Origin of the sequence: Vibrio sp. D431a (genome assembly GCF_030248655.1) — a bacterium.
In the GTDB taxonomy this organism is placed as follows: domain Bacteria; phylum Pseudomonadota; class Gammaproteobacteria; order Enterobacterales; family Vibrionaceae; genus Vibrio; species Vibrio alginolyticus.
Genome location: NZ_JAHGAP010000009.1, coordinates 325,359 through 348,840, shown reverse-complemented (window position 1 = coordinate 348,840; position 23,482 = coordinate 325,359). Strand labels below are relative to the sequence as shown.

The window sequence follows — 23,482 nt, the reverse complement described above, 5'->3', positions numbered from 1 at the left end:
TCTTACTATTCATACGTCATCCAGCTTCGTGACAAACTCTTCTAACCTGCAATGAACAGGCTTGCAGTTTTACTTTTACGAGTAAAGCAGCAAGACCTTCTACTGTGATTATATCGGTAATACTCTGAATTTTCGCAGCTTGGTAGCATAAGCTATAGGAGTGACTGTTTACAGTCCGAGTTTTGTTCTAACTTTACGTCAAAATAATTATCGTAACCCCTTTTTATGTAAGTGAAATCCGTGTTTTTGTACCATTTTTACGTAATTTTAGGCGTTTTTACTCGTCATTGGTGAAAAAAACTACTTTTACTTTAAAAGTTGGTTATAAATTTACAACTTAATTTTAAATACAGAGCCATAAGCTAGTTTTTGTGTGTTCTAATTGCATCATTAACTGGCTTGGTGTCTTTTTAGTGGTTAATAGTTTTATTATTTTTATTAATTGCAGTGTTTGATTTTAAGGATTTTGTAAATGAAGTCTCGTGGACCATTTTGTATTCGTCACGCCGCAGCGGATACCTTTGCTATGGTTGTTTTTTGCTTTATCACAGGGATGATTGTCGAGATTTTGATTTCAGGGATGACATTTGAGCAATCTCTAGCATCGCGTACGCTATCGATTCCAGTGAATATCGCCATTGCTTGGCCGTATGGGGTTTTTCGTGATTGGGTGCTGCATCAAGGTAGTAAGGTGTCACCGTCTTCCTTTATGAAAAACATCTCTGATCTGGTCGCTTATGTACTATTTCAATCTCCAGTTTATGCGGGTATCTTATTCGCAGTTGGCGCGTCTACAGATCAAATTGTGACCGCAGTGGCAAGTAACGCTGTTATTTCTTGTGGCATGGGTGTGTTGTATGGGTACTTCTTGGACATGTGCCGCCGTTGGTTCCGTGTTCCCGGTTATTCTCAAAGCATCTAAATGCCCCAGTTTTGCTCAATTTAGTTACTTAGTGAGCAATCGATTCGAAAAGGGCGCTTTTTTTTATGTTTAGCCTTGACCATCAGGCACATAATCATTAAATTAGCGCCTCGTTAGCCAATGATGCTAACCAAAATTTGATTCGGTGAGTTGTCCGAGTGGCTGAAGGAGCACGCCTGGAAAGTGTGTATACGGCAACGTATCGAGAGTTCGAATCTCTCACTCACCGCCACATTCTAAAAGGTCTGATTTATCAGGCCTTTTTTAGTATCTGCACTAAAGTAATGCGTCATTGAAAGTACATAAGAGTACTCAGAGTGCAAACGCAACTCTATCTACAAGCCAACTGTTCATATCTCACCTCTATACAACGCCAAAATTGAAGAAGCTATACAGAGGCAGCCATAATCTGATTGGTGCGGGTTAGCCTATCCACTTTAATCTAGAATTTAGCACCCATATCACATGAGGTATGAATACGGCCACAAGAATGAACGTAGTGCTACTAGGTGCTAAGCAAAACAGCCATGAACACGAATACAACAGCAATCATACCAAAGAGATCTGTGTTTGGATTGAGGTCATCTGGGTTAAATTTTTCAATGCTATGCGTCGTTTTGCATCTTATCTTCATGTTCTTGTCCTTATTTCATGTACTATTTCAACAGCAACATAACATGCAATTGAGTGTTCACAAGTCATAAAAAGCATAAGTATACTTGCACCTCATTGAGCGCAAAAAATACTCAAAACGTTTTAAAGTGGTGGTCTACCTTTTGTAATATCCAATATTCTTTCTGTTTTTGTGCCTGTATCGCCATCGTTGAGAAATGGTTATTTCGTTCTAGTTAGGAACAAACTACTGGCTGCCGTTACATTCTCAAGCGTTTCCACTCAGTCGCCTTGGGTAGATACTTTAGTCGTTGAGTACTGCAAAAAAACGCCGCATGAGCAGCGGCGCTTTGTTGAGGAATTCCCTTTCCTACTTGTAGCTAAGTTCTGTCGCTTTGCCTTTGAAGATCCGGTATACCACAAAGGTGTAAAGCAATATCACCGGCATAACAATCATCACACCGTAGCCCACGATTATTAACGTCGCAGGCGAGGAGGCAGCTTGTTGTGCGGTCATTAATCCCGGCACAACTTCTGGGAAGAAGCTATACGCAAGCCCGAGAAAGCTCAACGCGAAAATGACAGTGACACCAAAGAAAGGCCAGCGCACACCCAGATCATTCACCATTGGAACCTGACGCAAATAGCGATCAACTAGGAAGATGGTTGCCAATACAATTAACGGAACTGGGGCAAGCAACAAGATTTCTGGGAAGCTGAACCAACGCAAGGCAACTTGTTGATTTACAATTGGGTTTACAACGCTAACCACCAAGATTCCTAAGGCTGCTAACCAACCAGCACGGCGAGACCAACGGGCCGAGCGTATTTGCAAATCACCTTCCGTTTTTAGTACTAACCATGCGCCACCGATGTAAACGTACGCCGCCGCTACACAAAGTGCGCTTAACCAAGCAAAGCCAAATGCTTCGGTTGATTGTTCAAATCCCATGATGTAACGACCCACCATGTAGCCTTGGGTTAGCGCGGTGACTAACGAGCCAATTCTGAAGCACCAATCCCAGTGAGGTTTATGATCCGAGTTCGCTTTGGCTCGGAAGTCGAACGCCACGCCACGCATGATCAGTGCGATAAGCATAATCGCGGTCGGCATATAAAGTTCCGTCAAAATCAAGCTATGAGCAGTAGGAAAGGCAATCAGCAGAATACCGACGGCTAACACCAACCACGTTTCATTCGCATCCCAGAAAGGGCCGATAGACGCTATCATTCGGTCACGTTGCGCTTCATTATCACTCGGTAAAAGGATACCGACGCCAAGATCGTAGCCGTCGAGCACGGCATACATAAAGACCGAGAAGCCAAGCAGCAGAAGATAAATTTCTGGTAGATAGTCGAGCATGATTAGGCCTCTTGTTGTGTCAGTGGGACTTCATGGGCTGCAACGTCTTTGCGCGCCAAATAGAATAGGGTATGGATGTACGCAACCAGCAATGCAGCATAAATGGCTAAGTACATAATGAGCGAAGTCATCACGCTACTGCTCGCAACCGTGGTGACGGCTTCGGATGTTCGCAATACACCGCTGACCAACCAAGGTTGTCGACCAATCTCAGTAACATACCAACCCGCCAGTGTGGCTATCCAACCAGAGAACGTCATGGCTAATACCGTGTACAGGTAAGGTTTAGGTAGCGCTTTTTTACGTGCTAGCTTCACCGCGCCATACCAGCTAACAAGCAACATAAGGACACCAACACCAACCATCACGCGGAAACCAAAGAACAAGGGCTTCACTGGCGGGTGGTCAGGTGCAAACTCGTTAAGTCCTTGGATTTCCCCATCTAAGTCATGCGTAAGAATCAAACTCGCCAGCTTTGGGATGCCCACTTCAAAATCATTGCTGCGAGTTTCTTCATTTGGCATCGCAAACAGAAGAAGAGGCGCGCCTTGCTCGGTCTCCCACACGCCTTCCATCGCTGCGATTTTTGCAGGTTGATGTTCAAGCGTGTTTAACCCGTGAAGGTCACCGACAAAGATTTGAATTGGGATGAATCCAGCCGCCGCGAACAGCGCGACTTTTAGGCCAAGTTTGGCTGAGCGGTGATCTGGCTTTTTCATTATTTGATAAGCTGAGATACCCGCAATCAAGAAGCTGGCAGTCAGCGCCGATGCTAATAGCGTGTGCAGAAGACGGTAAGGTAAAGAAGGATTGAAAATAACTTCCTTCCAACTGGTTACATGTACAATTCCGTCAATCACTTCATAGCCACTTGGTGTGTGCATCCAGCTGTTAAGCACTAGAATCCAAAACGCGGACATACTTGTCCCAACAGCAACCAGAACGGTGGCGAGAGTATGAACCCATTCCGGCACTCGTCCTCGTCCAAAAAGCATCACGCCAAGGAAGGTGGCTTCCATAAAGAAGGCGGTCATCACTTCGTATCCGAGCAATGGTCCTGCTACGTTACCGACTCGTTCCATAAAGCCTGGCCAGTTGGTACCAAACTGGAAACTCATCGTAATGCCGGATACTACACCTAAGGCGAAAGTAAGAGCGAATATCTTGACCCAGAAGTAATAAACATCGAGCCATACGGGGGCTTGGGTGCGGTTATATCGCCACTTGAAAAACACCAACATCCATGCCAACGCGATGGTGATGGTCGGGAAGAGAATGTGAAAGCTGATATTGGCCGCGAACTGGATCCGCGACAGCATGAGGGTATCTAACATCTTGGTTCCTCAAAAACGTGCCATACTAAAAATCGTGTCTATCTGTAATTTAGTTACGAAAAGTCGGGCAGTTTGGATTCATGTATCGAGAAATACAGGTGATTCTGTTTTCTTCTAACCATGATTTATATCAACTAAGGGAAAGAAAGGAGTGTAGGAAATTGTCTCAAAATGCCACTAATAGTCGCGAGAAGTGAGTAAAAGAAAGCAAATGTAACTGAAGGAGCATGGATTAAGATTAGTTCGAATTATCCTTATGATGGTTTCGATAATCCTGAAATAAAATTACAAAAACAATATTTTTAGTAAGGAAAATTGCCTTGCCTTCACTTTGAACCTCCATACTATTTATACACTAGTCATGTCGAGATCATCTCAAACACAGCAAACTTACTGGCAGTTAAGGTGGGAAACTTTAGCTAATTGATAAACTTAAAATTGCACTGCTAATGACATGTGCATCATAAGTTCGTTAGCACTCGACCAGAAGTGCGATAGGCTACATTTTTATACTAGCGAACGATTTGGCTCTAGGTAATTCGGCTTTCACTAGATCAACAAGTCGACTGCGGACCATTTTCGATTCCTGATGAGTTTCAATCCAAACTGACACTTACTTTTCAGCAAGTGTGCTAGTGTCTTTCTTGTTATTTATTAAATAATTAATAAATGCCTATATGGTAAAGAGAGTTGTGGGCAGCTATCTCGAGCAGTAGACTGGCGCTAGCCAGAGAGTCTGACTTTGAGGGGGGCATTCTACATGAACCTTGGATTCTGCCACCGCAAAGCTGATATTGAATTTGATGGAGATGGATAATGAACGACAGTTGGGCTAATTTCTTTCCTTACTTTGCTGGAGCTTTTAAGCTTATTGTATTAGGGATAGGAGCCTACTTAGCCATTAAATGGCATTTTGACGAAGAGCGAAGGGTAAGAGAAGCGGAAGGTGTGGTGTTTGATAACCCAAGTCTCATGAAAAAGTTTGCGAAGACGCTAACTCTGCCATTCCTTTTGTGTCTTCTCGTTCTTCTTGTTATATATGCTACCAACTGGTTCCTGTACTGACAGCGTTATTGTTTGTTGTAGTAAAGTTGAATGCTGCCACCTCTGAGAGTCGAGCCGTAGTTGAAGTTAACGCCTATGCCGAAATTGTCCAACCAATCAAAGGGCTTTGGTGCATAAAATAGCCATCCTATAGAAGCTTCGTAGTAATGCGGACTTCCCAGTTCATCGCTTAAATCATGCGAAAGGTCGACTCTTTTAATCCCGGTAAATAAAGCTTGCTCACCGTGATAAATATTGTAGTAACCGGTGATTTCATTAGATAGGTACCAACCTTTAGGGTTGCCTATATTGCCGTTATTTGCGCTTCCCCAGCTGTGCCCAATGAATGAATTCAATGTCGAACTGGCATGCCATTTCCCCCAACTTGTGGGAGACGTGTATTTGGCTTTAATGGATGGTTGAACTATTGCCGCCCATGCTGAAACGTTAACGGCACGGCCGTCTAGGATTCTTCCAATGATGGAGGAAAGTTTATTATCGGTAGAGAATGAGTTTTCATAACGCATAAGGTGAGTCGTCGTTCTGGTGCTAAGGGTGACGTTTTCACTTGCTTTGTATAGATACCCATAACCAATCGACGCGCCGTATGTCCTTTCCTTGAGAAGATCCTTACTTGTGCCGAATAGTTTGAGATCATTCTCTGTTTGTATCGTAAACGCCTTAAACGACAGCTCATGTAAATCCTCGCTGCCCTCAATGTCAAAGTTAGTCGTGTAAGGGAGAACATATACGGATTTGCTTCGACGTTCATTGATTGACTCGTCAGTCCCGAACTCTGGGTTGGCGGTATCAAATAATGCATTTGGATCAAAGTCGCCAATACCAAACGCAATTGCGTCAGTATCGGACAGCAACACCGCGATAGAAAAACGTTGTTGAAGAAGGTTGCTAATTTCCTTATCTAGTGGATCCGCATGAGCAGTATGAGGTAGAGAGAGTAGGAGAGCGAGCGAAACGACTCGCCACTCCACTGAGGCGAAGTTGGGTTGGAACATTTTGGCTCTTTTAAATGGTTCATGCATGGAGTTTTCGGACGTATCGGTACGCTAACATTAGTTTAATCGTTGAATGGTCGGTGTAACTTTGAGAAATCTATGTTTTCTCATATTGATATGAAAAAGTTCCTTAAACGAGTTTAGCTTCAATGTGTATGCTGCACCAGATTTGTTTAGCAACATCATTCTTTTCTGAAGATGTAGCAAGACTTTGTGACTAGGTTGCATTATTTTCTTTAATGCGTCTCTTGAGAGGAAAATAGCAAACTTTTTTATTGCCTTGGCGCTCAAGAAAATCTGAATCGTTCACTGTGCTACTGGTTAACTTCGAAAACTTGTAAGCATCCTGTCTGCCAACATCACGACTAACATCATCAAGGAGTACCCTTAAATACGTCAGATAAACAATGGTTTTTTTGAGCTTTAGAAGAAATGTTCGGACCTTTGCATATTCCGCGGTGGTGCTCAATCCAAGAACTGTGTTTTGTATGTGTTCTCAGTAAATCATTGAGTCGATCTATTCTTCAAAATGTGGTCCCTTTTAATTCACTTTCTGTTACATATTTTTCGTTTTGAAAGAGCATTTTAATTTGCATCTTTTGAAAAGATCTCTTTGTTAAATTTTGTATAAAATCAACTAATTGTTGAAATTAGAACCCTTGTCAAAAAGTCATTAGATTTCATGTTGAATAGCCTCTTTTACCTAATAGTATACTCTATTTGTTTGATATAATTTCCGGCAGTTTGTATACCATAAATAAAGAGAGTCTATTCATGTTCCAGAACTTAACGATCAAGCAGAAGATAGTGATTCCGCTGTCATTGATTATTGGATTGTTTATTGTGAGCTCTGTATTAAACGTTATGACAAGTTGGAAGCAATCTGAATTGAGTGAGACACTCAACGAACAGATCGTGCCGAACTTATTAACGATTGAGGATGCTTACCGCGATCTTTACCAAGCTACATCTGCAATCCAAGGTGTTGCTCTTTCTGATACTCAAACCGATATTGATCACCACATCGGTGAATACAAAGACAACGCATACAAAGCGCTGCCGCGTATGGAACAAATGATTGATCTATCGCAAGCCGGTGTGACGCCTTCTACACATGGTAATGAAGTTCGAACGCTTGTCTCTTTGGGTGAAAAATGGTTAGCAAGTTATGAGGCGATGCTACGTTTACCTCAATCTCAATGGCGTGGTTACTACAATGAGCACAAACATACCTTTGAAGACCAATTTATCGAGGTTAGAGCGCAGCTTAACGTTGTAAAAGATGCAATAGAAGAAAAGCAAAGCCAATTGAAGGACGAAATATCAGCGGCTGCAACAAGAGCAGAACTCATTCTTGAAGCGGGCATTGTGATTGTTATTCTGGCCGCTATTGCGATGGCGTTTTTGTTGTTGCAAACGGTTGTGAAGCCTATCAATGATATTAAAAATGCGATGACAGAAATTGCGTCCGGTGAAGGTGATCTAAGTCAGCGAATCGATGTAAAAACACAAGACGAAATTGGCAATTTAGCAGACGCATTTAACCAGTTTGTGTCCAAAATTCAAGTGACAGTCGCTCAGGTAATTGAAAGCTCAAATACCCTACGTAACGAAATGGCAAATCTTAGCTCGTTGACCAAGACCATCGCGAACTCGACCGTTTCTCAGCAAAAAGATAGTGAGGCGGTAGCGGCGGCAGTGCACGAAATGCAAGTCACCAGCAGAAATGTAAGCGATAGCGCTAACGAAGCCGCGGTTGCGAGCCAAACAGCGAATGATGAACTTACCAATACCAATGTTATTTTGGATCAAACGGTTAGCTCAATTCGCAGCCTCGCAAGTGAAATCGAAAGCGCAAGCCACGTCATTAACACATTGGATCATGATGTGAGTAACATTGCGTCCGTACTGGATGTAATTCGTGGTATTGCCGAGCAAACAAACTTATTAGCGCTTAACGCAGCCATTGAAGCGGCTCGCGCTGGAGAGCAAGGGCGAGGCTTTGCTGTGGTAGCGGACGAGGTTCGTTCTTTAGCCAGTCGTACGCAACAGAGTACGGGAGAAATCCAAACCATGATTGAAAAGCTACAATCTGGTGCAGGACAAGCTGTAGAAGTGATGCGCGGTAGCCAAAATAGCAGTGATGAAACGATCAAGTCCGCTGGCCGAGCGAGTGAATCCCTTTCTGAAATCTTGAACGCGATTTCACGTATGAACGAGATGAATACACACATTGCAACGGCTGCGAGCCAGCAAAGTACAGTAAGTGACGAAGTAAATAGCAACGTACAAGGCATTGCAGACAGTAGCACTTCAATTGTGGAAATCGTAAACCAAGCGCAAGCTTCTTTAGCCATGTTGTCAGAGCAAACTCAACGTTTAGATCATCAGGTCAGTCAGTTCAAAGTATAAGCTGAGAACAGCAATCTCACTGACGAAATAACCCGCTTCTTAGCGGGTTATTTTTTAGATAAGTGGCGAACCTGACTTGTGAAATTTCGACTATATTTACATTCCTTTCTCACTTTAGTTCGTATACCAGAGTGGGCAAATAACCCTAGACAGCGGTAACAAACTCTGTACAGCGTGATGATGCTTTTATCATCACTTTTGCTGCTTTTTAACCATTGCAATTGCACACAGGAAAATGTGATTTCCAACCCAAAATCTTCAAATTTGAGAACTTCATAACACCTTTACCATAAACGTTTTTCGTAAGCGTATAGAACTGTAAATTTTGTTGTATGTACAACACTGGGTATTTATCATCCTAATTAATTTGTTCTGGATATACATCCATTAGTCATTATTAAGTCATTCTAGAAGCTTTTAATAAGGAATCTTGAAGGCTTGTCGGTAGATAAGAGAGAAAAATTCATGAGACGTAAAACCACGCTATCTCTGCTGATTGCGTCGAGCCTTTTTGTGGTTGGATGTCAACCTAGCGAAGAAGGATCGAGCCAAGGTGGGGGGCCTGCGCCCGCAACCGAAGTAGAAGTGTTAACAGTGCAGCCAACGCGCCAAGCATTGACAGTAGAGTTGCCGGGTCGTAGCCGAGCATTCAAAGAAGCAGAAGTTCGTCCGCAAGTCACTGGCATTATTTCGGAGCGAAATTTTGTTGAAGGTGGCCTTGTTGAACAAGGACAGTCGCTATATCAAATTGATGATTCATCATTTCAGGCGGATTTGCTGAGCGCTGAAGCGGAATTAATCCGTGCGCAAGCTGCGGCAGAGTCGACCTATGCCACGGTGAAGCGTTACAGAACCTTGATCACCAAAAAATCCATCAGCCAACAAGACTTGGATGAAGCAGAAGCGGCATACAAAGAAGCGAAAGCGCAGGTCCTAGTCGCAAAAGCCAAGATCAACACAGCAAAAATCAACTTAGATTATACGCAAGTCAAAGCTCCGATTAGCGGGGTGATCGGTAAATCGAGTGTGACAGCGGGTGCGTTGGTTACGGCTAACCAAGCTGCCAAATTAGCGACCATTCAGCAGCTTGACCCTATCAATGTTGATATTGTGCAATCATCCGCGCAACTGCTGCGTTTGAAAGCATCACTCTCCCAAGGCCATATGCAAGAAGATGACTCTGCGCAAGTTACATTGATGCTTGAAGATGGCAGCACTTACGAACACAAAGGCACAATGAAATTTACTGAGGTCAATGTGAACGAAAGTACGGGCAGCGTGACGCTTCGTGCCGAATTCCCAAACCCTGACGGTTTGTTGCTACCTGGAATGTTTGTTCGTGCGACGGTCATTACTGGTGTCGACCCTGATGCGATTCTAATACCACAAAATACGGTATCTCGTGATGCGACAGGTAAAGCGACAGTGATGACGGTTAATGGCGAGAACAAAGTGGAAGCGAAACCAGTGAAGACTGCCGAAGCGATCAATAGCCAATGGCGCATTATTGATGGTTTGAACGCGGGTGATAAAGTCATTACCGCCGGTTTACAAAAGGTAGGGCCAGGCAGTTCGGTAACTATCCAAAACGGTGAACAGGAGTAATCATGGCACGATTTTTTATCGATCGTCCGGTATTTGCTTGGGTTCTCGCGATTCTAACGATGTTGGCGGGGGTAATGTCATTATTCAATTTACCCGTCTCGCAATACCCAACGATTTCACCGACGACGATCACCATCAGTGCTCGCTATCCAGGTGCATCAGCAAAAACCGTTGAAGACTCGGTAACGCAGGTTATCGAGCAAAACATGACAGGATTAGATTACCTTCGCTACCTATCATCGAGCAGTGATGCATTTGGTAATGCGACAATTACCCTGACGTTTGATAGCGAAGCTGATCCTGATATCGCGCAAGTACAGGTGCAGAACAAACTGCAATTGGCATTGACTTCATTGCCGATGGAGGTACAAAACCAAGGTATTGTCGTCAATAAATCCAATACGGCATTTCTCATGGTTGTCGCAGTTTATTCTGAAGATCCTGACTTTACAGAAAACGATATCGGCGACTTTGTTGTAACGAATATTCAAGACCCGATAAGTCGTGTAACTGGCGTAGGACAAGTGCAGGCGTTTGGTGCGCAGTATGCGATGCGAGTTTGGCTGGATCCATTTAAGCTTACGCAATTCAACTTGACCGCGATCGACGTAGCAAATGCAATCAGTGAACAGAACGCGCAAGTTTCTTCAGGTCAACTTGGTGCGGCACCTGCGCAGGAGGGTCAGTTGTTGAATGCTACGATTTCTTCTGCAAGTCGTTTGAGCAGTGTAGAAGAGTTCCAAGACATCATTCTTAAGTCCGACGCCAGTGGTTCGAATGTTTATTTGAAAGATGTAGCTCGCGTTGAGCGTGGTGCAGAAAGTTATGATATTCGAGGCCAATATAATGGCTTCCCAGCATCGGGGTTAGGTATTTCATTAGGTACTGGCGCAAACGCGCTTGAGACAGCCAATGCGGTAAAAGAGCGCTTAGAACAACTGAGTGCAACGTTCCCAGAAGGGTTGCAGATTGCTTACCCATTTGAAACAACACCATTCGTCAAAGCCTCGATTCAAGAAGTGGTTAAAACGCTATTAGAAGCTATTCTTCTTGTGTTCTTAATCATGTACCTGTTCTTGCAGAACTTCCGTGCGACGATCATTCCAACGATCGCAGTGCCTGTCGTATTGCTCGGAACCTTCGCTATTTTGTACGCGACTGGATTTAGCGTAAACACGTTAACCATGTTCGCGATGGTTCTGGCTATCGGTTTGCTGGTGGATGATGCCATCGTTGTGGTGGAAAACGTCGAGCGTGTGATGCATGAAGATGGTTTAGAGCCCAAAGAAGCGACCAAAAAATCGATGGGGCAGATCACTGGTGCCCTGATTGGTGTGGGGTTGACGCTTTCAGCGGTATTCGTCCCTATGGCGTTTATGTCTGGTTCTACCGGGGTTATTTACCGTCAGTTCTCGATAACTATTGTGGCGGCTATGACGCTTTCCGTTTTGGTTGCGATAATTCTGACTCCGGCATTGTGCGCTACGTTGCTGAAAAAAGGCGATGCTGAGCTTCTAGAGAAGAAAGGCTTCTTTGGCTGGTTTAACCGCAAGTTTGATGCGATGACAGCAGGCTATGAAACCGGCGTTGCCAAACTTCTAAAACGCACAGGTCGCATGTTGGCTGTATTTTTGGCAATGAGTGCAGGTGCTGGCTGGTTATTTATGAACCTTCCAACGTCATTTTTGCCAGATGAAGACCAAGGCACAGTATTCTCAATGGCTATTTTGCCGCCTAACTCAACACAAGAACAGACGGAAAAAACACTTGAGAAAATGCGTGACTTTTACCTAGTAGACGAAAAAGACAATGTAAAATCCGTCTTCTCTGTTGCGGGCTTTAGTTTCGCAGGTCAAGGCCAAAACATGGGGATGGCATTTATCGGCCTGAAAGATTGGTCTGAGCGTGAAGCGCCTGGCGCTGATGCGGCTTCCATTACGGGCCGAGCGATGGGGTACTTCTCTACCATTAAAGAAGCTTTGGTGTTTGCGTTCGCCCCTCCAGCGATTCAAGAGCTAGGTAACTCGACAGGTTTCGATTTCTATCTCCAAGACTCGTTGAATAAAGGGCACGATGCATTAGTTGCGGCTCAAGGGCAACTTCTGGGCATGGCAGCACAAAACCCGAAACTTGTCGGTGTTCGTCCAAACGGTCAGGCAGATGCGCCAATGTACAAAGTGAACATTGACCACGTCAAACTTCGTGCTTTGGATGTCAGTATCAATGACGTAAACCAAATCCTGTCAGCTGCATGGGGCGGGGCTTACATTAACGATTATATTGACCGCGGTCGTGTGAAGAAAGTGATGGTGCAAAGTGATGCGGAATACCGCATGCAGCCAAAAGACTTCGATTCATGGTACGTACGCAACGCTAAGGGAGAGATGGTGCCTTTCTCTGCTTTTGCGAGTGGCGAGTGGACATATGGTTCTCCTCTTTTGCAGCGATTTGATGGTTTGCCAGCAATGAATATTCAAGGCGGTGCAGCTCCTGGTGTAAGTACTGGTGAAGCCATGGAAGAAATTGAAGCAATGGTAGAAAAGCTACCAGAAGGTTTCACGGTGAACTGGAATGGTATTTCGTATGAAGAGCGCCTTTCCGGAAACCAAGCGCCGATGCTATATGCGCTATCTATCCTCGTCGTATTCTTAGTTCTTGCCGCTTTGTATGAAAGTTGGTCAGTACCTTTCGCCGTGGTGTTAGTTGTTCCTCTTGGTGTGCTTGGTGCTGTGCTTGCGGTAATGACGCGCAGTATGGATAACGATGTGTTCTTCCAGGTGAGCTTATTAACTACGGTCGGCTTGGCAACCAAAAACGCCATTCTGATTGTTGAGTTTGCAAAGGACTACTATGAGAAAGGCGCTGGGCTTATTGAAGCAACCTTACATGCTGTTCGCGTTCGTCTGCGCCCAATTATCATGACATCGCTTGCTTTTGGTTTGGGTGTGGTACCACTTGCTATCAGTTCAGGTGTGGGATCGGCAGGTCAAAACGCAGTAGGTACCGGCGTACTTGGTGGCATGATCAGTGCCACGATATTGGGTATATTCTTCGTCCCAATCTTCTTTGTAGTGGTTGAGCGATTGTTTGATCGACGTGCGAGAAAAGAGTCGGAGGCAGAGTTGTCTGAGACCAGCACTAAACCCACTCAGAAAAGCGAGTAGGACTTGGTTGTTTTAACTGAGTTATACTAGTGATAATAAACACGATTAAAGGGCGCTTCGGCGCTCTTTATTTTATGTTTTCACTTGGTGGTTACCGTCTATGACGCGAGCCTGAAAGACGGCGTGTTGTGTGCAGTATCAGCACAGCCTTTTCGGCCGAATGAAAGCCTAAAGAAGAAAAACGACGATGAAAGATCAGAAAATTTCCCCAATTTCCGTTTTGGATCAAAGCCCTATGTTTGTCTGCGGTGTGATGCAGCGCATGTACCGCAATCGTGCCCAAGCCGAGCTGTCTCGGCAAAATTTGATGACACTAGAAATGGCAAGTGCACTGGCCGCTTTAGAAGAATTTCAACCTATGAGCCAGCAAGCGTTGGCTGATGCGGTTCGAACTGAGCGAAGTGTAGCAAAGCGGATGGTGGACAATCTGGAAAAGAGAGGGTTTGTTCAAGTTTCTAAAAGTAAATCGAATCAGCGCCTTAAAATGCTAAGCATGACAAAAGAGGGAGCAAATGCTTTAAAGCAAGTTCATCAAATCATGACGAATTTACAGAAAGAGTTTTTTTCTTGTTTGTCGGAATCTGAAGCGAGTGAATTTTTTCGTCTGGTAAGAAAGCTCACTTTTGCGAATCACGACCAGTAACTGACATCAATGCCGTTTAGCGTCTTTATTTTATCGCGGACCAATTACATTAAGCTGTAGAACTTAAGAAATAGGATGCCCAACGTACAGGTCACGGTAGAAAGCACCGTAGTGAGTGCGATGATATTTGCAGCTAACGTGGCATTGCCTCCCATGGAACGCGCCATGACATAGCTGGCAGCAGCGACTGGAGAGGCGTTCATAAAGAAAAGAATACCTAGCTCAATTCCTCGAAACCCTACTAAGTAAGCTCCCATGGTGATGATGACTGGCGCTACGATGAGCTTGTAACTGCTCGCAAACCAAGATGGACCTTTCTCTTTTCTCATCAAGCTAAAGTCAAGTGAGCCACCCGTACACAACAGCGCCAAAGGCAATGTCATTTTGGACAAGTAGTCTCCTGCGTCAATAACCACATTCGGTACTGGAATAGCGAGTAAATAAAAAGCCATTCCTAGAACAATGGAGATTATGAGCGGATTCCTAGTCAGTGTTCGGCCCATCATCTTTGCTGCTTGCGAGGCAGACGTTGCCCCCTTGGGCGATAAGCAAATTACCGCTTGGACGTTATAAATAAATGTGGTGACCGCGACATAGAGCGCTGCTAGCGCCACACCTTGAGAACCATACGCATTGGCAACGTAAGCGATACCAATAATACCTGTATTTGCTCGGAACCCACCTTGGATGAGAACGCCTTGGTCAGGCGATGCTTTGAACAGAAGTTTGACGGAAAGGTAGGTGAAAATGAAAAACGAAATACTAGCGATGACGCCGAAATTGACGAATCCACTTGCCGCGGAAAAGTCGTGTTCTGAAGCCACAATGCTGACAAATAACATTGCAGGCAAGGTAACTTGAAACACCAGTTTAGAGCCTACTTCGATAAAATTATCGTTGAGTAGACCAAAGCGCTTAAAAAGAACGCCAAGTACCAACATCAAACAGATAGGTCCGGTTATCGACAAAGAGAATTGCAACTGATGTAAAACAGCTTCCATGTAAGTATCCGCAGCAAAAGAAAAAAGTGTTCCTGTTGCCTATTAAGCCACAAACCCGGAGGGTAGGACAGTAACGTGATGAAATTTTCTTCTGTTGTAGGTTCCGGAGTCATTTACACTCCAAGTTATGGACGAGGTCCCAATTTAACAAAGCGGTACTGGTCCTACGTGCGATATGTTGGTTAACTCGTTGTCGTGATGCATCCACATGCGTATTAGATGTGAGGGGTGGTCATCGTAGTTATGGATAGGAGTTCATCAATGAAAAGGAAACACAACAAAACTGTACTGTGTGCGTTTGTCTCTGGTTCGGTATTTGGTGCGGTTTTGGTCATTGCGATGTCTTTACCAATGTAATCCTCTTAATTGGCTGTTGGAACACTCACACTAATTCAGTACAAAACAGATTGAGTTCTGCGGTGTGTGCTGTTAGTTTAAAAAACATGAAAATACACGTTCGCCCTTCATTAACAACCTTCTCTTGGTGGCGCTCTAAATAGAGCGGCGAGGAATACTTACATTCTTAAGCTGCTGGATGGTAGCTAAGAGTGTTTGATCTTTTTATCTCCAGTAGCGATCTATTAAATACTTGGAGACAAATATGAATACCCATAAAAATACATCTCAGCGTGAAATTATACTTACCGGAGATCGAGCAACAGGTCCATTACACCTAGGGCACTATATTGGTTCATTGCAACAACGAGTCAAATTGCAAACGGAGCACGAGCAAACGATCTTGGTCGCGGACATGCAAGGGTTGACGGATAACGCGCATAATCCATCAAAGGTATCCTCTAATATTCTCAATGTCGTTGCAGATTATTTGGCTGTTGGTATCAACCCCGCTCAAACTACGATCACGTTGCAGTCTCAAATTCCAGCGTTAGCCGAGTTGACAATGTATTACAGTAATCTTGTTTCTATCGCACGATTAGAGCGAAACCCCACGGTTAAAAATGAGATTCAAAGTAAAGGCTTTGAACGCTCTATTCCCGCAGGCTTTTTAACGTATCCAATTTCTCAAGCTGCTGATATTACAGGGTTTCATGCGACGCTAGTACCAGTGGGTGATGACCAGCTGCCGATGTTGGAGCAAACTAATGAAATCGTAAGAAAAATAAACCACCTGGGTGGAAAAGAGGTTCTTAGGGAATGCCGTCCATTACTTAGTGATGCACCTCGTTTGCCGAGTACTGATGGCAAAAATAAGATGTCTAAAAGCATGGGGAATGCAATCAACCTAGGGGCGTCTGAAAAGGAGATTTCTGCGGCGGTGAAATCTATGTATACCGACCCTAATCACCTGAAAATTGACGACCCTGGCCAAGTCGAAGGGAATATTGTATTCATCTACCTCGATGCTTTTCATCCTGATAAAAATTATGTCGAACAGCTAAAAGACCATTATCGACGAGGTGGGCTAGGTGATGGTTTGACCAAGAAAGTGTTAGAAGAATGCTTACAAGAGATGCTTCGCCCTATTCGAGAAAAGCGCGCTATGTATTTGAATGATAAAGCGCAACTGATTGATATTTTAAAACAAGGTAGTGAGCGTTCTCGCGAGAAAACCGAAAAAGTGCTATTTGATGTGAAAGATGTATTTGGTTTGAATTTGTTCTGAATTAAAAGTAAAGAGTTGAACATAAGGCACGACGGTTGGTTAACAACGTGCCTTTTTAAGCTCCCAGTCAGTCAAAGCGCATTGTTAAGAAGAAAAAAATTCACGACGAAAATCCGCGACTTCTTGTTGGTAATAGCTTTGCCATTCCGGTTCTGACAAATGTGAATGGCTAGAGGCTCTTTGTGTTCTTAGCTTGGACTCAAGTTGTTGTAATGCTTGTTGGTAATCTTTGACTTGTTTTTTTTGCTCTGTAATTTGCTGCTGACGAGCATGAATGTTTTTACTTTCTTCTTTCGTTAAGTAAGTTCGTTCTAGCTCTGCGATGAGCGCCAAGCGATCTGGTAGGCTCATACTATTAGGAATCAGGGTGACCGCACGCTCATATTTTTCCTGGTCGCTTGTTAGCCCGATAGCATCTGCATGTTCTTGCCAGTCAATGGTGAGTTGCTCGAAAGATCGCAAAAAGTTATCTGGGCTTTGAGTGTCCAGCTTTTGGGCTTCTAAGTTGAAATCGTACAGCGCGAACTCATCCGCAAAAACAACATCAGCCAATTCCCCCCAGATGCTTCTTGCTTCGTTCTTCAGCTGTGCAACACGCGACGCCAGTGATTGTTGCTCATCAAATAACAAATTTCCTACACTCTCTTGCCATTGGCTGCTGAGCTGAGGGTAGTTCGCCAAAAGCTGGAATCGAGCTGAAGATAAATGAGCCTCAAACAAGGCGATCTGCTCTTCACAACTACGGTTCAACATACACTCATGCCAAAACGTCTCAAGTTCAGCGACAAGTTTCCTGCCTTTGAGTTGAGTTAATCGCTCAGTCGTTATTTGAACTGTGGAAGGGAGCTTAGTTGTTTGTGGTGAAGTATCTGTATCGGGCACGATGCTGCTTGTTTGTGGTGATGTACTGGAGACACTCTGATTTTTTGTCTTAGGGAAAGGAGAGGAAGCGAGCTCTTCTTTTTGAACATCGTGACTGAAAGTTAAAAATATCATGCCCGCCATAATGGCGGACATGATTATCAAAGCGATTTTCTTCATGGCTTGATTGTTGCGCTTACTGGGAAATGGTCAGAAAGGTTATAGTGTTTCCATAAACTCTCTGCGGTTGTGCGCGGCACGTCTACACGGTTGTCATTGAATGATTTTACCCCGTATTCACTACTCACCATAACATAGTCAAGGTATTCCACGTTTTCGCCACCTGATAACGCTTCACCTGCGAAGTTATTGATACGGGGATCAAAGGTTGATTCCGCGTAACCAGAGTACTGAGGCTCTATGGCGCTTAAGTTAGCGATCATTTGTTGGTAGTCACCAGGGAACTTTCTTTTGTTGACGTTAAAGTCGCCGCTGTATACCACAGTTTCGCTTGAAGGAATGTTAAGAGATTGGGCGAGTGCGCGGATTTGTTTGAACTGGCGCTGACGATACTCACGGGCGGTGTCTGTATCGAAAGATGCGGTATGGGTAGCAAACACATGGTAAGCCTGACCACCTTTAATTATTTCCGCATAATTTACGCCTTTATCGGCAAAGCAGTCTGTACCAGAGCAATCGGGAAAGACATATTGCGCTTCATTCACGATAGGGTAGCGACTAACTATGATTACGCCACCATCATGAATATTAACGCCTTCTTTATCTAACATCTTTGTTTGGTAAGGATATTCCTTGGCTAACTCACGTAAGAATGCTTCACGGCCGCTGGCAAACACCTCTTGCAGCGCCAAAACATCGTAACCTTTTACATGTTGAGGAATCAGTTCGTAACGATCTCCAATGTGCGATGCAATAGCCGTCAACGCCCAGATGTTATAAGTCATCAACTTAAGGTTTTGTTCTTCGTTGTCGACAGACTCCGCTACCTTGCTTGGCGTGATGGTGTAGTAAAGATCATCATATCGAGCGGTACTGTCTGACTTAAATGCCAGTTCGGTTTCTCTTGTACCAAAAGCGTTAGTGTTGGCACGATGAATGTTACGATCATCTTTGAGAGATAACTCGACATCGGCTGCGGATAAGCCGTATTCAATGGTCGAATTGTACCAATGGCCTTCCATTATTTGATTGAGTGTTATGCTTTCACCTTCGGGGCTAGAAACCACAGTTTCAAAACGGTAAGTTTGATTTGATTTCACGCCCTCCCAGCGGTTGAAGCTTAATACAGATTTAGTTTCCCACGGACCAAGTACCTGCACATGTTGTTGCCACTCTTCTCCGTATTGAAGCAAATCACTGCCTTCATGTTTTACTTGAATAGTTAACGGTTGATCAGAGTTATTCGTTAGGTAAACGTCGGTATCTGCAATGCTGGGTAACGCTATCAAGCTACTTAATAAAAGGCTCCACTGCGAAAATTTCATCTTATTTTTCCATCATTTGAACTAGAGCAATCATTCTTGTTTATAAATGTTACTTGCACGTTAAATATGGATGACATCTAAGCCAGTGCTGAAAATTGTTATCAGAATGTGATCTTTATTCAATGGTGAGGGTGGAGGTATTGAGTGTGTGGCCGTTGAAGCGGTGGAAAATAATACCAACAGTCAACGAATTGCATTCACTGCAATCAAGCTGTCATCTTTGCTCTATAAGTTGTGCGGCGTCATTCATCTAGCCATATGGCTAGAACTCAAATTGATAGATGGAGCACCATGGCTAGAGCAGTAAATCCAACCGATGAAACCATCATTAAATTGTTACAAGAGCAAGGTTTGATTAGAAGTGAAGCAGAAGCGCGTTTAAAGAAAGAGGTGTACCGCTTGCAACCTAATGAGATAGCAAAAGTAAAAAATTATGCCCAGCATTTTGGGATAAATGCGAAAGAAAAGCTCATCGATGAGATCTTGGATCTGCGCCGAGAAGCGCTCATGAAAAGATGTAGACACAATACGGAGCATGCGAGCCTATCTCTAAAATAGCATGTGATAAAACTATCAATTACTGGTCAAGATTTGATCTCTCAAGCCGATGTATATAAGAGCGTTCAATGATATCGAGCGCAAAAAACAGTGTGTTTTAGAGGTTAAGCTTTCACTTAAGTGAGAGGTTTGGAAAGGCTGCGGGGAGAGAGTGCATGCGTATTAAAGACTTAAGTGTCGTAAAGAAAATATCGGTTAGTTATTTAACCGTTTTTGCCGTGTTTGGTTTAGTGTCAGTAATGTTGGTGCAAGGTTTGTTAACACTGAATAAAGACATTTCAGTGTTAACAGATAAAAGTTTACCTTCTGTTGCGATTTTGAAAGGTATCCAAGTTGATATTACTAAAGTGCGTAAAGATGAGTTCTCTTTATTGCCAAACGCAAATCACCCCAAAATTGGTGAGTGGTTAAAAGGCCTCGACCAATGGCGTTCTGATGTGCAGGCTGGTATTGCAGAATACGAAAAGCTCGACCTTAATAAGCGTGAAACGCAGTCCTTTAGCGTTTTTAAAGAAACTTGGAATCAATACATCAAAGAAACGAAGACTTACAACGCACTGCTAAGCCAAGGTGATGCTGAAAGTGCAAATGATGTGATTTTATCGAGTTTCGATACCTACTCAAACGCGTTGAGCAGCTTGGATGATACCCTCGCGTTGAACGATGAGTTGGTGAATTTGATTGGTGAAGAAGTACAAAGTGAAGCGGCATTTACACAATACAGCGCTGCTGTTGGTGCGCTTGTCGTCGCATTGGTCATGGTAATGTCTGCCATGCTGCTTTCTCGAGTCATCTGCGGGCCTGTTGATCGAGCATTGGAATTCGCTTCCAAAATCGCCAAGGGTCAATTGAATAATCAAATCGACGAAAGCGAATTGAGCAAAGACGAGTTAGGAACGCTGCTCAAAGAGCTTGTCGGTATGCAAACAAACTTACATTCGTTGGTTTCTGAGATTAATGACTCAACGATTCAGCTAACGGCAGCAGTAGAGGAAGTGAGTGCTATTTCTTCTCAGACCGCCTCTGGTATGCAAAATCAACAAATTGAACTTAGCTCGGTGGCTTCTGCGATGACAGAAATGCAAGCTGCTGTAAGTGAAGTGGCACAAAATACCGAAGTTGGCGCAACCTCTGCTTATTCGGCTGCGGAAGTGGCAAAGCAAGGAACGGTGACGTTACAACAAACTATCGCAGTAATTGAGCGTGTATCACATACGATCCAAGAATCAGATGAACTGGCACGTGAGCTTGAATCGAGCTCAAACAATATCAATGTGGTCGTAGATGTGATCCGCGGGATTGCCGAGCAAACAAACTTGTTAGCACTGAACGCCGCAATTGAAGCCGCTCGGGCTGGTGAACAAGGACGTGGGTTTGCTGTTGTGGCAGATGAGGTTCGTTCTCTGGCGCAACGCACTCAAGACTCCACTTCACAAATTGTGGAAATTGTTAATCAACTACAAGAGAGCAGCAGTAAAATAGGGCATTCAAGCCGTGATTGTCAGGAGGGTATTTCTCAGTGTGTTGAGCAAGTTAATGATGCTGATAGCCAGATAAAAGAAATTGAACATTCTGTCGATAACATAGCGCAAATGAGCACACAAATCGCAACGGCGTGCAGTGAGCAGAATTCTGTATCCGAAGAGCTGAATCGCAGCGTGGAGCATATTAATAGTGCTTCAACAGAGATGGCTGAGGGAGCTTCACAAACGGCTGTGGCTTGTCAGCAGATTAGTAGCCTAGCGCACAACTTGAAAACTCGAATGGGTTCATTCCAGCTCTAGTTGTTGTGTTTCAGCTTTATTCCTAACCTCATTGCTACAATAAATAAGCCGGACGAAATGTCCGGCTTATTTATTCTCTGTCTATATAAGTTCAGAGTATGCTCAACCTTGGGAGAATATGCTCGCTAGGCTGGAATACCACTGTGAAACTTAAAATCTGTATCTGGCGTAGAAATTAAATCTGCCTCTATACGTCCAAAGTAGGCGATGCGCTCGCTGATATCTTTGCCTGCGATTTGCTCCGCTAATACAAGATAATCCTGGTAATGGCGTGCTTCTGAACGTAATAAAGAAATGTAGAACTTTGCGATATCGTCATCCATATGTGGTGCTAGTTTGGCAAAACGCTCACAAGATCGGGCTTCGATGTACGCACCAATGATGAGTTTATCGATCAGCGTTTCCGGCTCATGAGTCTTCATATGCGAAATCAGTCCTTTAGCATAGCGACTTGCTGGAATATTTTTATACTCAATTCCACGACTTTCCATGATCTCTAAAACTTGATAAAAGTGGTGTAACTCCTCTTTTATCAAAAGCACCATCTTATCGATCAAATCTTGGCTGTATGGTGAGTCGGACTTAGCCATGATTGACTTAGAAATATTGCTCTTGCCTTTTAAAGTTTCCAATGAGCCTACGTTACGGTAAGCAAAATCTTCGTAGGGCTTAAACCAGTCAAGTAGAGCATGTGAACTGGATTGGTCAACGGCATACTTACGAATTAAAAACATGGCAGATTGGCCAGCTTTTAGTTCGCACAGTAGGTGGTCTAACAAAATGGTTTGAAGGTTCTCTGGTTTCTTTGCTTCCTCTACCCATTCATCAGGTGTACTGCATCGCAGAAATTGGTTAATGGGAGCAAGAAGATCTTGATAGGCGTCTAGATTCATCATTTTAGTTTTAGTACTTCACATTTTTATTGGGCATATCCGTTGTCTTGCGGATAGAAAAAAAGGCTGCAATTGCAGCCTTTCTTGACCTGAAGTGAATGTTACCACTTTTTCTTCTCGCCGAAGAGTGCTTCCATGTCATTGTCACGCTCTTTGTCAGCAATCTGCTGCATTTCGGCATCGCTTTTATCTTGGCGCTTTTTATCTAAGTCACCTAACATCTCTTCAAGCTTTTGTTTCGCTTGAATAGAATAAGGATCGCTCTTAGTGCTCAAAGCATCGATACCTTTACGCAGCAGTTGAAGCGCGGTGCCTGGTTGGCCACGAGCGATAGAGTCGTTTGCTCTTTTGATGACATTTTCAATGTTGATGCGAATTTGCATCGTTTCCAAGCGCGCATTTTCAGTGACGTAAGTCTGGGTATCCAATCGGCCTTTGTTGTGCTCGTTACGGATAGTGTCGCGAAGTCGTTTAACCAGCTTAAGCATGACGATAGCTTGTTTATCACTACTCGGCATCTTGAAAGTGGTACTCTCGCCAGTAGGACCATTCTCTTTTAGCTGCGTAATCTGCTGCTTCATATTTTCGATACGTTGAGCAAGTTGCTTGTTCTTCGGATCCAGCTCATGCATGCTCTCTAGCGCGTCAAGAATACGATTGTTTAGACACAGCAACAGCTCTTTACTAAAAGGGATATGGTGCGCATGACCAATCAACTCTTCAGTACCATCTATCAAGGCTACATATCGTGCTGATTCCTGCCTTTTTGCGGTTTCAACTTTAACCTTATATTGCAACATAATGTTATAGCCTAGGATTAACACCAGTAGGATGGCTACCAAAGCGATTATTAAACCAATATTCATATCTTTGCGTCTGCTTTACTTTTCTGCGGCTAGCGTTAAAGAATACATGAATCTTATCTTACTCGGCACCTTATTTGTTTGATTATTTTGTCTCTCCCACGTTTTAGTTACTGATAGAAGTCACATCATAGAACTTCGGTCATTTATTGGCTCAACTTTGTGCATATTGTTTCTTGCTTGAAGATTATTAGTATGTGATTGAGGTATAAGTTAGAAATTGCTGTTCATTTCGATTTGAACGCGTTATAACTAATTATTATATCGCTCGCTTGAGT

The 23,482-nt window shown here is 43.7% G+C and carries 18 protein-coding genes and 1 tRNA gene; 10 read left to right on the top strand and 9 right to left on the bottom strand.

Annotated features, from left to right (window positions below):
• Positions 1-472: 472 nt before the first annotated feature.
• Together KJB35_RS07825 and KJB35_RS07820 are read left to right on the top strand one after the other, a co-directional pair.
• Positions 473-922, top strand: a complete 450-nt coding sequence (locus KJB35_RS07825; RefSeq protein ID WP_054575116.1) for an L-alanine exporter AlaE — start codon at positions 473-475, stop codon at positions 920-922.
• A 144-nt stretch (positions 923-1,066) separates the two neighbouring features.
• Positions 1,067-1,154, top strand: a tRNA-Ser gene (locus KJB35_RS07820).
• 273 nt (positions 1,155-1,427) lie between these two features.
• Here the strand turns inward: KJB35_RS07820 and KJB35_RS07815 are convergent.
• The 3 genes from KJB35_RS07815 to KJB35_RS07805 form a co-directional block, all read right to left on the bottom strand.
• Positions 1,428-1,556 carry a hypothetical protein gene (locus KJB35_RS07815; RefSeq protein ID WP_258456824.1) on the bottom strand — a complete coding sequence of 43 codons (129 nt, stop codon included), beginning with the start codon at positions 1,554-1,556 and terminating at the stop codon, positions 1,428-1,430.
• A 348-nt stretch (positions 1,557-1,904) separates the two neighbouring features.
• Positions 1,905-2,897, bottom strand: a complete 993-nt coding sequence (locus KJB35_RS07810; protein ID WP_017820054.1) for a cytochrome d ubiquinol oxidase subunit II — start codon at positions 2,895-2,897, stop codon at positions 1,905-1,907.
• A gap of 2 nt (positions 2,898-2,899) precedes the next feature.
• Positions 2,900-4,231: a cytochrome ubiquinol oxidase subunit I gene (locus KJB35_RS07805; RefSeq protein WP_005388402.1), complete on the bottom strand. Its 1,332-nt coding sequence runs from the start codon at positions 4,229-4,231 to the stop codon at positions 2,900-2,902.
• 816 nt (positions 4,232-5,047) lie between these two features.
• On the opposite strand from KJB35_RS07805, the gene KJB35_RS07800 reads away from it, so the two are divergent.
• On the top strand, positions 5,048-5,296 hold the full coding sequence (locus KJB35_RS07800) for a hypothetical protein (protein ID WP_005378271.1): 249 nt from the start codon (positions 5,048-5,050) through the stop codon (positions 5,294-5,296).
• Between the two features lie 5 nt (positions 5,297-5,301).
• Here KJB35_RS07800 and KJB35_RS07795 read toward each other — a convergent pair whose 3' ends face one another.
• Positions 5,302-6,291, bottom strand: coding sequence for a Solitary outer membrane autotransporter beta-barrel domain (locus KJB35_RS07795; protein ID WP_005388404.1), 990 nt, complete (start codon positions 6,289-6,291; stop codon positions 5,302-5,304).
• Positions 6,292-7,065: 774 nt separating this feature from the next.
• Between KJB35_RS07795 and KJB35_RS07790 the strand changes: the two genes are divergently transcribed.
• From KJB35_RS07790 to KJB35_RS07775, 4 genes are all read left to right on the top strand, one after another.
• The gene (locus tag KJB35_RS07790) at positions 7,066-8,703 is read left to right on the top strand and encodes a methyl-accepting chemotaxis protein (RefSeq protein WP_213907802.1); all 1,638 of its coding nucleotides are present in this window, start codon (positions 7,066-7,068) and stop codon (positions 8,701-8,703) included.
• Between the two features lie 465 nt (positions 8,704-9,168).
• Positions 9,169-10,308 (top strand): efflux RND transporter periplasmic adaptor subunit, encoded by a 1,140-nt coding sequence (locus tag KJB35_RS07785; RefSeq protein ID WP_042522092.1) that lies wholly within the window; start codon positions 9,169-9,171, stop codon positions 10,306-10,308.
• Positions 10,309-10,310: 2 nt separating this feature from the next.
• Positions 10,311-13,472, top strand: a complete 3,162-nt coding sequence (locus KJB35_RS07780) for an efflux RND transporter permease subunit (protein WP_285356231.1) — start codon at positions 10,311-10,313, stop codon at positions 13,470-13,472.
• A 187-nt stretch (positions 13,473-13,659) separates the two neighbouring features.
• Positions 13,660-14,115 (top strand): MarR family winged helix-turn-helix transcriptional regulator, encoded by a 456-nt coding sequence (locus KJB35_RS07775; RefSeq protein WP_017635039.1) that lies wholly within the window; start codon positions 13,660-13,662, stop codon positions 14,113-14,115.
• A gap of 44 nt (positions 14,116-14,159) precedes the next feature.
• Here the strand turns inward: KJB35_RS07775 and KJB35_RS07770 are convergent, their stop codons facing one another.
• On the bottom strand, positions 14,160-15,116 hold the full coding sequence (locus KJB35_RS07770; RefSeq protein ID WP_213901063.1) for an AEC family transporter: 957 nt from the start codon (positions 15,114-15,116) through the stop codon (positions 14,160-14,162).
• Positions 15,117-15,717: 601 nt separating this feature from the next.
• On the opposite strand from KJB35_RS07770, the gene trpS reads away from it, so the two are divergent.
• Entirely contained in the window at positions 15,718-16,740 is a 1,023-nt protein-coding gene (gene trpS / locus KJB35_RS07765) for a tryptophan--tRNA ligase (protein WP_213907806.1), read from the top strand.
• A gap of 84 nt (positions 16,741-16,824) precedes the next feature.
• Here the strand turns inward: trpS and KJB35_RS07760 are convergent, their stop codons facing one another.
• Positions 16,825-17,781, bottom strand: a complete 957-nt coding sequence (locus KJB35_RS07760) for an ATP-dependent dsDNA exonuclease (protein ID WP_136976037.1) — start codon at positions 17,779-17,781, stop codon at positions 16,825-16,827.
• Entirely contained in the window at positions 17,778-19,106 is a 1,329-nt protein-coding gene (locus tag KJB35_RS07755; protein ID WP_213907808.1) for a sphingomyelin phosphodiesterase, read from the bottom strand. Before KJB35_RS07755 ends, KJB35_RS07760 begins: the two co-directional genes overlap by 4 nt.
• Before the next feature lie 291 nt (positions 19,107-19,397).
• Between KJB35_RS07755 and KJB35_RS07750 the strand changes: the two genes are divergently transcribed.
• Both KJB35_RS07750 and KJB35_RS07745 read left to right on the top strand, forming a co-directional pair.
• On the top strand, positions 19,398-19,664 hold the full coding sequence (locus tag KJB35_RS07750; protein ID WP_017634954.1) for a hypothetical protein: 267 nt from the start codon (positions 19,398-19,400) through the stop codon (positions 19,662-19,664).
• Positions 19,665-19,819: 155 nt separating this feature from the next.
• Complete coding sequence (locus tag KJB35_RS07745) at positions 19,820-21,448, top strand: methyl-accepting chemotaxis protein (protein ID WP_213907810.1); 1,629 nt, start codon at positions 19,820-19,822, stop codon at positions 21,446-21,448.
• Between the two features lie 125 nt (positions 21,449-21,573).
• Here the strand turns inward: KJB35_RS07745 and KJB35_RS07740 are convergent, their stop codons facing one another.
• Positions 21,574-22,344, bottom strand: a complete 771-nt coding sequence (locus tag KJB35_RS07740) for a tRNA isopentenyl-2-thiomethyl-A-37 hydroxylase MiaE (RefSeq protein ID WP_017634952.1) — start codon at positions 22,342-22,344, stop codon at positions 21,574-21,576.
• Positions 22,345-22,442: 98 nt separating this feature from the next.
• On the bottom strand, positions 22,443-23,207 hold the full coding sequence (locus KJB35_RS07735) for a hypothetical protein (RefSeq protein WP_005378247.1): 765 nt from the start codon (positions 23,205-23,207) through the stop codon (positions 22,443-22,445).
• Between the last annotated feature and the right edge of the window lie 275 nt (positions 23,208-23,482).

What these genes read in the sequence shown, in the direction of transcription:
- KJB35_RS07825 (WP_054575116.1), top strand. Translation starts at nt 473, where the DNA reads ATGAAGTCTCGTGGACCATTTTGTATTCGTCACGCCGCAGCGGATACC.
- KJB35_RS07815 (WP_258456824.1), bottom strand. Translation starts at nt 1,556, where the DNA reads ATGAAGATAAGATGCAAAACGACGCATAGCATTGAAAAATTTAACCCA.
- KJB35_RS07810 (WP_017820054.1), bottom strand. Translation starts at nt 2,897, where the DNA reads ATGCTCGACTATCTACCAGAAATTTATCTTCTGCTGCTTGGCTTCTCG.
- KJB35_RS07805 (WP_005388402.1), bottom strand. Translation starts at nt 4,231, where the DNA reads ATGTTAGATACCCTCATGCTGTCGCGGATCCAGTTCGCGGCCAATATC.
- KJB35_RS07800 (WP_005378271.1), top strand. Translation starts at nt 5,048, where the DNA reads ATGAACGACAGTTGGGCTAATTTCTTTCCTTACTTTGCTGGAGCTTTT.
- KJB35_RS07795 (WP_005388404.1), bottom strand. Translation starts at nt 6,291, where the DNA reads ATGTTCCAACCCAACTTCGCCTCAGTGGAGTGGCGAGTCGTTTCGCTC.
- KJB35_RS07790 (WP_213907802.1), top strand. Translation starts at nt 7,066, where the DNA reads ATGTTCCAGAACTTAACGATCAAGCAGAAGATAGTGATTCCGCTGTCA.
- KJB35_RS07785 (WP_042522092.1), top strand. Translation starts at nt 9,169, where the DNA reads ATGAGACGTAAAACCACGCTATCTCTGCTGATTGCGTCGAGCCTTTTT.
- KJB35_RS07780 (WP_285356231.1), top strand. Translation starts at nt 10,311, where the DNA reads ATGGCACGATTTTTTATCGATCGTCCGGTATTTGCTTGGGTTCTCGCG.
- KJB35_RS07775 (WP_017635039.1), top strand. Translation starts at nt 13,660, where the DNA reads ATGAAAGATCAGAAAATTTCCCCAATTTCCGTTTTGGATCAAAGCCCT.
- KJB35_RS07770 (WP_213901063.1), bottom strand. Translation starts at nt 15,116, where the DNA reads ATGGAAGCTGTTTTACATCAGTTGCAATTCTCTTTGTCGATAACCGGA.
- trpS (WP_213907806.1), top strand. Translation starts at nt 15,718, where the DNA reads ATGAATACCCATAAAAATACATCTCAGCGTGAAATTATACTTACCGGA.
- KJB35_RS07760 (WP_136976037.1), bottom strand. Translation starts at nt 17,781, where the DNA reads ATGAAGAAAATCGCTTTGATAATCATGTCCGCCATTATGGCGGGCATG.
- KJB35_RS07755 (WP_213907808.1), bottom strand. Translation starts at nt 19,106, where the DNA reads ATGAAATTTTCGCAGTGGAGCCTTTTATTAAGTAGCTTGATAGCGTTA.
- KJB35_RS07750 (WP_017634954.1), top strand. Translation starts at nt 19,398, where the DNA reads ATGGCTAGAGCAGTAAATCCAACCGATGAAACCATCATTAAATTGTTA.
- KJB35_RS07745 (WP_213907810.1), top strand. Translation starts at nt 19,820, where the DNA reads ATGCGTATTAAAGACTTAAGTGTCGTAAAGAAAATATCGGTTAGTTAT.
- KJB35_RS07740 (WP_017634952.1), bottom strand. Translation starts at nt 22,344, where the DNA reads ATGATGAATCTAGACGCCTATCAAGATCTTCTTGCTCCCATTAACCAA.
- KJB35_RS07735 (WP_005378247.1), bottom strand. Translation starts at nt 23,207, where the DNA reads ATGAATATTGGTTTAATAATCGCTTTGGTAGCCATCCTACTGGTGTTA.